Below are 9,872 nucleotides of genomic sequence, written 5' to 3'. Positions count from 1 at the left end.
AAATGGCGAAGAAACGGTCTAAGTAGGCTGATTCAAGGCATGTACGGGAGAAAAAATCGGCTCAAACATGAAGAAATGAAATGACTGAGTCAGCCGAGAAGAATTTCCCCGCTTATTCGCACCTTCCTTAGCTGCAACAGCGGCCCTTGACCAGATTGCCGATGGCCACCACTACAAATACCAGCAGATAGGCAGCAAAAATAACCACTAACCATTGGGGCATGGAGAATCCGAGGAACTGCCAACTGATCTCGCTACAGTCGCCATCCGGGAAGAACAGCCAGGGTATCCAGTGATCGAGCGGTGCCCAGCTCGGGAAGTTGGCATAGGGGCTACAGACGTTGAATGGGGAGGGGTTCATCTGATAGTCCACATGCTGCAAGGCCAGTTGCAGGCCACGGAAGGCGCTATAACCCCACAGCAGCAAGGCGCTCCAGCGCAGATACCAGCGCTGCGGCGCAACCATACCGAGCAGACCGGCAGAGAGCACACCCAGCAGGGCGATCCGCTCATAGATACACATGACACAGGGGTGTAACCCCAACACATGCTGAAAGAAGAGGGCACATAGCTCGAGGAGCAAGGCGGAGGCGGCTAGCAGACCCCAGGCTAGCCGATGAGCAGCAATGCTGCGCAGAAACTCTATCATCTGATTAATCTCACAGAAAAAAACAGTGGCGGAATTAGATCAGAGCGCAAAGAAAAAATACCCATACAGACCCCGTTGTATCGATGATGTGCAGGAATAGTGCCGGGTGGTTGCACAGCCAAACAGTACTTGATGCGGGCCACCTGATCTCTACTTTTGAATGCCTCTGAATATTGGTGAATTACCCTATCATTCGCCCCAAAACAGCGAAAACAGGCCGCCATCACGAAATGGCGACCCCTTGTCTGACCATGAGCTACACGGGTTCGCTCAGGTGTGCCTCACATGATGGTGTAGTGTCGGCTCATGGTCAGGTTGCCTTATCCGGGGTAGCTCGACCAAGTCTTGGTCGAGCCCTCATTATCGATGCTCAGCACCTCATAGGGCTGGCCGGGAGTACCCATCCCTGGTGCGCTCTGGGGCATACCCGGAGCAGTCAGGCCGTGGATTGCCGGTTTCTCTTGGAGCAGCTTGTGCACGTCGACGGCGGGGACATGCCCCTCCACCACATAGCCGTTCACTACCCCGGTATGGCAGGAAGCCAGCTTGGGGGTGATACCGTACTTCTCTTTGATGGGTTGGAGCTGCTCGGTTTCGATGACCTTGACCTCAAAGCCGTTACCTTCCAGATGTTTGACCCAGGCTTTGCAGCAGCCACAATATTGGGATTTGTAAACGGTCATCTGCTCTGCGGCCAGGGCAGAAAAGCTGACAACACCGGCCATCAGGGCCAGCAACAGGGATTTATACATGACTAACCTCGGATAAGAAGAATGCTAAAAAACAGGGATTCGACTTAACCGGGCTGACGGGGAGGACGCTCCAGCCGCGCTGGCGGCGCACCCGGCATAAACGGGGAGGGTGTGACAAACAGCGGCCTGTCCGGTTCCAGTATGGAAACTGTCAGGCCGTCGCTGTTCAGCACAGTCATGGCGAGCGCCGCAGTAAAGCTGCCGCAGGGCATGGCCTTCTCCAAAGTACGCTCGGCTTGGCTGCAATGGCTGTCAAGATTACAGAGATCGGTCGCCGCCCAGCTACCAAACGACATCAACACCAGCAGCAGACTCCACAGCGGGAGCCAACGACGGGCGCGAGCGCATTGGCGGGGGGACAGCATCATAACAGGGCTCATTAGCCAAAAAGAGGTATACATTAAACCCGATCCTGAGCAAGGGTCAAGCCTTCGTACCTCTGCTTCGTTCACGCCCCATTTGGACCTGCCTTGGCGGTAGGTGGTGAGCCTACTCGCCTGCGGATCAGCCTGCCCCGTCCAGTTAAAGGGCTGCCCCCTTTTTACAGCAAGCACAATAAAAACAACATTTTGGTCTGGCTTAGCCATCATGGGAATGGGGATCACAGATCCCTCCGCTGCTTGCGCTCCGGTCTTGACCTTCCCAAAAGGGATAGTTTAGAGTTAAGGACTCGTCATCAGGAGTTGGCCATGTTGTCAGCAAGATTGCATACAGAACAGATCGCCCGGCTATTGCTGGCGCTGATGCTCGTCTGCAATCTGACCCTCTGTGTTAGCTGGCTCGGTCTGTTCGGCGCTGGGCTTGCCACTGCGAGCATCGGGGTTGACGCAACTGACCACTCCAGCATGCAGATGTCTTCCTGCCACAACATGACCATGAGCACGCCCGACGATGGCGCGCCACAGAATGCCACGAGCCAAGCATGCCCGGGGCAAGACGGCCTTGCCTCGCCTGGCGGCGCTGGCCTGTCGCAGTTGGTAACACTGCTGACTCTGCTTGTCCTCCCCCTGCTACTGCTGCCCCTGCCGGGTGCGGCGAGCATCTTGCTGGATAACTGGCTGCGGGATCCCTTCCTGCGCACACGCGGTACCCATCCCCTCTCCTGGCCCCGACGGCATCTGATGCTGTCGGTGCTGCGCCACTAGAAAACACGTCTCCTGCGAGTTTAGGGCAAGGCTGGACCTTGCCTGAATAGCCGCGTGCCTGCTGACCCTGTCAGTGGCCGTGCCCCTCTGCCGCCCGACCCTGCCTGCTGCGATCGCCCGACTCAACCGATGCGCTCGCCAGCGGCACCGTCTCCAGCGCGGTACCCGATAGAAGAGAAGCTGTACCATGTCATCTACCGCACATAATGATGCCGCGCAGTCCTGCGCCATTGCCACCCACTCCATCCGTATCGGAGGCCTGTCATGAGCAAGACCCTGCTATTGTCCGCGCTGCTGCTCACCCTCGGCGCCGGTGGCGGCTACTGGGCGGCCACACAGGGCATCGGAAGCGGTGCCACAAAAGCCACAGAAAAAGCCCCTCTCTACTGGGTCAACCCCATGGATCCCCGCGACAAGCGCGACGCCCCGGCCAAGGACAACATGGGGATGGACTTTATCCCCGTCTATGAGGAGCAGAAAACCGGCTCCCCCGGCACCGTCACCATCAGCCCCGAGATCCAGCAAAACCTGGGGGTCCGGCTCGCCAAGGTGGAGCGCTTGCCCATCCACCATCAGATCGAGACGGTGGGCTATGTCGGCTATGACGAAGACCGGCTGGAGGCCATTAACGCCCGCATGGCAGGCTGGATCCGCACCCTCGCCATCAAGAGCGAGGGGCAGAAAGTGACAAAGGGGAGCCTGATCTATGAGCTCTACGCCCCGGATCTGGTCAATGCCCAGCACGAATACCTGCTGGCGCTCAACACCAGCAACCCGCTGCTGCTGCGCGCCGCCGAGGGTAAGCTCAAGTCCCTGCAAGTACCGGCGGACCAGATAGCCGCCCTCAAGCGCACCCGTCAGGTCCGTGAAACGATCAGCATCTACGCCCCGAGCAGCGGTTATGTCTCCGAGCTCAAGGTGCGCGAGGGCCAGTATGTGGAGCCCGCCGCCGCCCTGTTCAATATCAGCACCCTGCAGCAGGTGTGGGTGAGCGCGGAAGTGTTCGAGCGCCAGGCTGGCCAGTTGAAAGTGGGCGATCCGGTGACCATGACCCTGGATTACGCCCCCGGCCGGCGCTGGCAGGGCAAGGTGGATTACCTCTACCCCACCCTGGATGCCGCCACCCGCACCCTCAAGGTGAGGCTGCGCTTCGACAACACTGATGAGTTCTTGAAACCCAACATGTTCGCCAAGGTGAGCATTCGCAGCGGCAAGGGAGAGCCGCACATGCTGGTCCCGAGTGAAGCGGTGATCCGCACCGGCAGTCAGGACCGGCTGGTGCTGGCGCTGGGCGATGGCAGCTTCAAGTCGGTGGCGGTCACCCTGGGCCCCCAGTTTGGTGACAAGATAGCCATCGTGGATGGGGTCGAGCCGGGCGACAGCATTGCCAGCTCGGCCCAGTTCCTGCTCGATTCGGAATCCAGTATCGACTCCGACTTCCAGCGCATGACGGCGGTACGCCCCATGCAGGTGTGGACCCAAGGTGAGGTGCAGGCGGTGGATCCCAAGAGTCGCACCCTGAGCGTCGCCCACCAGGCCATCCCCGAGTGGCAATGGCCCGCCATGGAGATGGATTTTGGCGTGGCAGATAGCGTCGATATGACCCAGCTCGCACCGGGCCAGACCCTGCATTTGCAGATGGAACAGGAGGGAGATGAGTATCGCATCATCAATATCCATGTCGAAAAAGCGGCCACGCATGCTGAGAAACCGGCAGCGCCCAAGGATGACATGAAAGACATGAAAGGCATGGAAGGCATGGAAGGCATGGACCATAGCCAGCACCAGATGGGGGACAAGCCATGATCCCTTCCATCATTCGCTGGTCCATCGGCAACCGCTTTATGGTGCTGCTGCTGACCGTCATGCTGACCGCCTGGGGGCTCTGGTCGGTCAAGCAGACCCCGGTGGACGCCCTGCCGGATCTCTCCGACGTGCAGGTGATCATCAAGACCTCCTACCCCGGCCAGGCGCCCCAGGTGGTGGAGGATCAGGTCACCTACCCACTCACCACCGCCCTGCTGGCGGTGCCGGGTGCCACCACGGTGCGCGGCTACTCCTTCTTCGGCGACTCCTTCGTCTATGTGCTGTTCGATGACGACACGGATCTTTACTGGGCCCGCGCCCGGGTGCTGGAGTACCTGAGTCAGGTGGCCCCGAGCATGCCCCCTTCGGCCCGGCCCCAGCTCGGCCCCGATGCCACCGGGGTGGGCTGGGTCTACCAGTACGCGCTGGTAGACAAAACCGGCAAGCATGACCTGAGCGAGCTCACCTCCCTGCAAAACTGGTTCCTCAAGTACGAGTTGCAGACGGTGGAAGGGGTCTCCGAGGTGGCGACCGTGGGCGGCATGGTGCGCCAGTATCAGGTGCGGGTCGATCCCGATAAATTGCGCGCCTACGGCATCCCACTGTCACTTATCCAAACCGCCATCGAGCAAGGCAACCAGGAGACCGGCGCCTCCGTCATCGAGTTGGCGGAAGCCGAATACATGGTGCGCTCCAACGGTTACCTCAAGAGCGTCAAGGACTTGCAACAGATCCCGCTCGGCACCCTGGTGCGTGGTGCCCCGCTGCTGCTCGGCGATGTGGCCGATGTGGTCACCGGTCCTCAGGGGCGGCGCGGTATCGCTGAGCTCAACGGCGAAGGGGAGGTGGTAGGCGGCATCATCGTCATGCGTTATGGCGAGAATGCCCAGCGCACCATCGACGGGGTCAAGGCCAGGCTGGCCCAGCTCAAGAGCAGCCTGCCGGAGGGGGTGGAGCTGGTCACCGTTTACGACCGCTCCGATCTGATCCAGCGCGCCATCGACAACCTCTCCGGCAAGCTGCTGGAAGAGTTCGCCGTGGTGGTGCTGGTCTGCCTCGCCTTCCTGTTCCACCTGCGCTCGTCGCTGGTGGTGGTCATCACCCTGCCCATCGCCATCCTGGTGGCCTTCATCGTCATGCACATGCAGGGGATCAACGCCAATATCATGTCCCTCGGTGGCATCGCCATCGCCATCGGCGCCATGGTGGATGGTGCCATCGTGATGATAGAGAACGTCCACAAGCACATGGAGCGCACCGAGCTGACGGACAAGAACCGCTGGCAGGTGATAGCCCAGGCGAGCATCGAGGTGGGCCCCGCCATCTTCTTCTCTCTGCTCATCATCACCATGAGCTTCCTGCCGGTGTTCGCACTGGAGGCGCAGGAGGGACGCATGTTCCATCCGCTCGCCTTCACCAAGACCTATGCCATGGCGGCGGCGGCCGGGCTCTCCATCACGCTCGTTCCCGTCATCATGGGCTACTTTATCCGCGGCAAGGTGCTGGCGGAGCAAGCCAACCCCCTTAACCGCTGGCTGAGTCAGGGCTATATCCCACTGCTCAACGCCGTGTTGGCGCGCCCCAAAACCACCCTGCTGCTGGCACTGGCGGTGACCATCGTCGGCTTCTGGCCGCTGCGCTACCTCGGCTCCGAGTTCATACCGCCGCTGGATGAAGGGGACATATTGTACATGCCCACCACGGCGGCCAACGTTTCGGTCGGCAAGGCGCGGGAGATCCTGCAACAGACCGACAAGCTGATCCGCACCGTGCCCGAGGTGAAGAGTGTGTTCGGCAAGGCGGGCCGCGCCGACAGCGCCACCGATCCGGCCGATCTGGTGATGATGGAGACAACCATCCAGCTCAAGCCGAAGGAGGAGTGGCGCCCCGGCATGACCCCGGAGAAGCTCAAAGAAGAGCTCAACACTCTCATCCAGTTCCCCGGCCTCACCAACGCCTGGGTGCCTCCCATCAAGACCCGCATCGACATGCTGGCGACCGGCATCAAGACCCCGGTCGGCATCAAGGTGGCGGGACCGGACCTCAAGGTGATCCAGAAGATCGGCCAGCAGTTGGAGCAGATCGTCGGCAAGGTGGAAGGGGCAGCCTCGGTCTATGCCGAGCGGGTGGCCGGTGGCCGCTACGTCAAGGTGGACATCGACCGGCTCAAGGCGGCCCGCTACGGCCTCAACATCGCCGATGTGCAGGCGGTGCTGGCGACTGCGGTCGGCGGCATGGACGTGGGTCAGACCATCGAGGGACGTGAGCGCTATCCCATCAACTTGCGCTACCCCCAGAGCTACCGCAATTCGGTGGCGAGCCTGGAACTGCTGCCGCTGGTGACCCCCATGGGGGAGCGCATCGCCCTGGCGGACGTGGCCAAGGTCTACATCAGCGATGAGGCCCCCATGCTGCGCAGCGAGAACTCCCGCCTCAACGGCTGGATCTACGTGGATATCCGGGGCCGCGATATCGGCTCCTTCGTGGCCGATGCCAAGGCCCAGGTGGAGAAGCAACTGGTGCTGCCAGCAGGCTATGCCCTCAACTGGTCCGGTCAGTACGAATACATGGAGCGAGCCAAGGCGCGCCTCGCCTACGTGGTACCGCTCACCTTCGCCATCATCGTACTGCTGCTCTATCTGGCGTTTCGCCGTTTTCAGGAGGTGCTGCTGATCCTCACCACCCTGCCACTCGCCGTCGTAGGGGGGATCTGGACCGTCTGGCTGCTCGACTTCAACATGTCGGTGGGGGTGGGGGTAGGATTCATCGCCCTGGCCGGGGTGGCGGTGGAGACCGGCGTACTGATGCTGGTCTACCTCAACCACGCCTGGGATGACCTGCTGGCAGAGGGCAAACCTGACCAGGCCGGGCTGCACCGGGCCGTCATCCAGGGCGCCGCCCTGCGCCTGCGTCCCAAGATGATGACTGTAGTCACCATCATCGCCGGCCTGCTGCCCATCATGTGGAGCCACGGTACCGGCTCCGAGATAATGCAGCGCATCGCCGCACCCATGATAGGCGGCATGGTGAGCGCCCTGGTGCTGACCCTGCTGGTGCTGCCTGCGGCCTTCTATCTGTGGCGCCGCCGTGGCCTGGACAAGGCCCTTGACGATCGCGCCGAATAACCCGATTTCACTACCAACCCGAATTAACTGAATTAACCGAACTAACGAGAAGGAATATTTTATGAACCACAAGACATTGGCAATGACCCTGCTGCTTGGCCTCGCTACCACCGGTCTGGCCCAGGCTCATGAGGGCCACGATATGGCTGCGATGAAGGGCCACGATATGGCTGCGATGAAGGGCCACGATATGGCTGCGATGGAAGGCCACGATATGGCTGCGATGGAGGGCCACGATATGGCTGCGATGGAAGGCCACGATATGGCTGCGATGAAAAGTGGCAAGATGGAGGGTGACATGACCCAGATGGGGATGACCAAAGGGACCATCACTCGCATCGACGAGGTCAACCAAAAAGTGGGGATCAAGCACGAGGAAAACACCACCCTCAACATGCCCGCCATGACCATGGTGTTCAACTTGGCCGACCCCGCCCAGCTCAAGGATATGAAGGTTGGGGATGCTGTGAGCTTTCAGGCCGAGGATCAGGGCAGCAAGCTGACCCTGACCCATCTGCAAAAGCAGTGATGGGCCGAGGCTGACTCACAGAAACTCAAACGGCGGGGGGGAATCTTCCCGCCAGAGTGATTTAGCTGACATCAAGTGTAATTGGTGGCAATCCACCTCCTTCATCCAGTGGACAGTTTTGGGTTTAAAACGATCTATGAAAAGAACACTCTTGTCAGTCATGGTGATGCTGGGCGTGAGCGCAGGCGCCCATGCCGAAAACCTGCTCGATATTTACCAACAGGCGCAGAGCAAAGATACTCAACTGCTTGAATCCAAAGCGACGCGGGATCAAGCCTTCGAAAAGATTAATGAATCACGTGCTGCGCTATTGCCACAGATCAATCTGGGGGCTGGCTTGGGCTATTTGAAGCAATCTGACGATACGATGACCAATAGCAATGCCCAGGGCTCCGTCACGCTGGATCAGTCTGTCTACCGTCGCAGCAACTGGGTCAACCTTGACCTGACCGAGAAGAGTGCCACCCAGTTCGACGTGGCCTACAATCTCGAGATCCAGAACCTGATGCTGCGCACCGCTCAGGCCTATTTCGATGTGCTCAATGCGATGGATGTCCTGGAGTTCGTCAGCGCTAACAAGGCGGCAGTCGGGCGCCAGCTGGAACAAACTCAACAGCGTTTCGCCGTGGGTCTGACCGCCATTACGGACGTGCATGAGGCCGAGGCCGAGCGCGACCAGGCGCTGGCAGACGAGATAAATGCCGAAAACACCCTGGACAACAGCTACGAGAGCCTGCGCGAGTTGACCGGTATTGATCACCGCCAGCTGGACGTACTCAATACCGAGCGCTTCACCCCGCAGCAGACCGCGTTCAACTCTGACAAATGGCTGGCGCTGGCGCTGGATAAGAATTTGGAGCTGCATAACGCCCGCATCGGCAAAGATATTGCCAAGGAACAGATCGATCTGGCCAAGACGGGGCACGATCTGACCGTGGACCTGAATGCCGGGGTCACCGCCGGTTACAACGACTACAAGGACGAGATCCAGGGCCGGGATAATAACAACAGCCAGGGTAATATCGGTCTGAACTTCAACATGCCGCTCTACACCGGCGGTGCCATCGACTCCCAAGTCAAGCAGGCGCAGTTCAACTATGTGGCCGCCAGCGAACAGCTGGAGCGCAGTTTCCGCACGGTGCAGAGTACGGTGCGTTCCTCCTACAACAACGTGAACGCCAGCATCGGCTCGGTGCGCGCCTACAGCCAGTCGGTCATCTCTGCCGACAGTGCCTTGAAGGCAACCGAGGCTGGTTACGAGGTGGGCACCCGTACCATCGTCGACGTGCTGGGTGCCACCCGCAAGCTGTACGAGGCTAAACAGAAACTTTCCGAGTCGCGCTACAACTACATCCTCGGCATCCTCTCCCTCAAGCAGGCCGCCGGTGTACTGGAGCAAAAGGATCTGGAAGATATCAACCTGGGGCTGATGCCCGTGGTGCGGGCCGCCACCAAATCTTAATCCCTGGCAACACAGGAACCCATACAGAGAGGTGACAGCAAGGTCACCTCTCTGTCATCCGTACCAGCTCGTTTGTCGATAACTCTGCGGGACATCGCTTTTTTATGTCAGCGATGTGGTAAGGGAAGGAAGATTCAGAAGTGTACCTGATGCAGCTCAACTTCATGTGCCATTGCCGCTCGCTCGGTATGGTGCTGATCGGTTGCATCCACCAAAAAGTCGAACCACTTCTCATGCTCGAACGGCAGTTGAACACGCTACGTGATACAGCCCCTAGGGAAGGTGCGAACAAGTCCCTGATATGAGATCATGTTTGTCATCTGGAGCCATGGAACAGGGTTCATCATGAGTCATCAACTTACCTTCGCCGACAGTGAATTCAGCAGTAAGCGCCGTCAGACCAG

8 protein-coding genes are annotated in these 9,872 nt (G+C 59.7%); 5 read left to right on the top strand and 3 right to left on the bottom strand.

The window, feature by feature from the left end:
* Nucleotides 1-127: 127 nt before the first annotated feature.
* From dsbB to ACLHZ1_RS19940, 3 genes are all read right to left on the bottom strand, one after another.
* Entirely contained in the window at nucleotides 128-649 is a 522-nt protein-coding gene (gene dsbB / locus ACLHZ1_RS19950; protein WP_171275269.1) for a disulfide bond formation protein DsbB, read from the bottom strand.
* Between the two features lie 320 nt (nucleotides 650-969).
* Nucleotides 970-1,401 (bottom strand): DUF411 domain-containing protein, encoded by a 432-nt coding sequence (locus ACLHZ1_RS19945; protein ID WP_171275268.1) that lies wholly within the window; start codon nucleotides 1,399-1,401, stop codon nucleotides 970-972.
* Nucleotides 1,402-1,445: 44 nt separating this feature from the next.
* Nucleotides 1,446-1,769, bottom strand: a complete 324-nt coding sequence (locus ACLHZ1_RS19940) for a hypothetical protein (protein WP_171275267.1) — start codon at nucleotides 1,767-1,769, stop codon at nucleotides 1,446-1,448.
* Nucleotides 1,770-2,090: 321 nt separating this feature from the next.
* On the opposite strand from ACLHZ1_RS19940, the gene ACLHZ1_RS19935 reads away from it, so the two are divergent.
* The 5 genes from ACLHZ1_RS19935 (at nucleotide 2,091) to tolC (ending at nucleotide 9,468) form a co-directional block, all read left to right on the top strand.
* A complete protein-coding gene (locus ACLHZ1_RS19935; RefSeq protein ID WP_171275266.1) occupies nucleotides 2,091-2,546 on the top strand; it encodes a hypothetical protein in 456 nt (151 codons plus the stop codon).
* 264 nt (nucleotides 2,547-2,810) lie between these two features.
* Complete coding sequence (locus tag ACLHZ1_RS19930) at nucleotides 2,811-4,352, top strand: efflux RND transporter periplasmic adaptor subunit (RefSeq protein WP_171275265.1); 1,542 nt, start codon at nucleotides 2,811-2,813, stop codon at nucleotides 4,350-4,352.
* Entirely contained in the window at nucleotides 4,349-7,477 is a 3,129-nt protein-coding gene (locus tag ACLHZ1_RS19925) for an efflux RND transporter permease subunit (RefSeq protein ID WP_171275264.1), read from the top strand. Before ACLHZ1_RS19930 ends, ACLHZ1_RS19925 begins: the two co-directional genes overlap by 4 nt.
* 61 nt (nucleotides 7,478-7,538) lie before the next feature.
* Nucleotides 7,539-8,006: a copper-binding protein gene (locus tag ACLHZ1_RS19920; RefSeq protein ID WP_171275263.1), complete on the top strand. Its 468-nt coding sequence runs from the start codon at nucleotides 7,539-7,541 to the stop codon at nucleotides 8,004-8,006.
* A gap of 136 nt (nucleotides 8,007-8,142) precedes the next feature.
* A complete protein-coding gene (gene tolC, locus ACLHZ1_RS19915; protein ID WP_171275262.1) occupies nucleotides 8,143-9,468 on the top strand; it encodes an outer membrane channel protein TolC in 1,326 nt (441 codons plus the stop codon).
* The last annotated feature ends 404 nt before the right edge of the window (nucleotides 9,469-9,872 follow it).

This window comes from Aeromonas sobria (assembly GCF_050266975.1).
Taxonomy (GTDB): domain Bacteria; phylum Pseudomonadota; class Gammaproteobacteria; order Enterobacterales; family Aeromonadaceae; genus Aeromonas; species Aeromonas sobria_B.
This window is presented reverse-complemented; position numbering and strand designations above follow the sequence as displayed.

Coding starts and splice junctions, on each gene's coding strand:
- dsbB (WP_171275269.1), bottom strand. CDS start 649: ATGATAGAGTTTCTGCGCAGCATTGCTGCTCATCGGCTAGCCTGGGGT.
- ACLHZ1_RS19945 (WP_171275268.1), bottom strand. CDS start 1,401: ATGTATAAATCCCTGTTGCTGGCCCTGATGGCCGGTGTTGTCAGCTTT.
- ACLHZ1_RS19925 (WP_171275264.1), top strand. CDS start 4,349: ATGATCCCTTCCATCATTCGCTGGTCCATCGGCAACCGCTTTATGGTG.
- ACLHZ1_RS19940 (WP_171275267.1), bottom strand. CDS start 1,769: ATGATGCTGTCCCCCCGCCAATGCGCTCGCGCCCGTCGTTGGCTCCCG.
- ACLHZ1_RS19930 (WP_171275265.1), top strand. CDS start 2,811: ATGAGCAAGACCCTGCTATTGTCCGCGCTGCTGCTCACCCTCGGCGCC.
- ACLHZ1_RS19935 (WP_171275266.1), top strand. CDS start 2,091: ATGTTGTCAGCAAGATTGCATACAGAACAGATCGCCCGGCTATTGCTG.
- ACLHZ1_RS19920 (WP_171275263.1), top strand. CDS start 7,539: ATGAACCACAAGACATTGGCAATGACCCTGCTGCTTGGCCTCGCTACC.
- tolC (WP_171275262.1), top strand. CDS start 8,143: ATGAAAAGAACACTCTTGTCAGTCATGGTGATGCTGGGCGTGAGCGCA.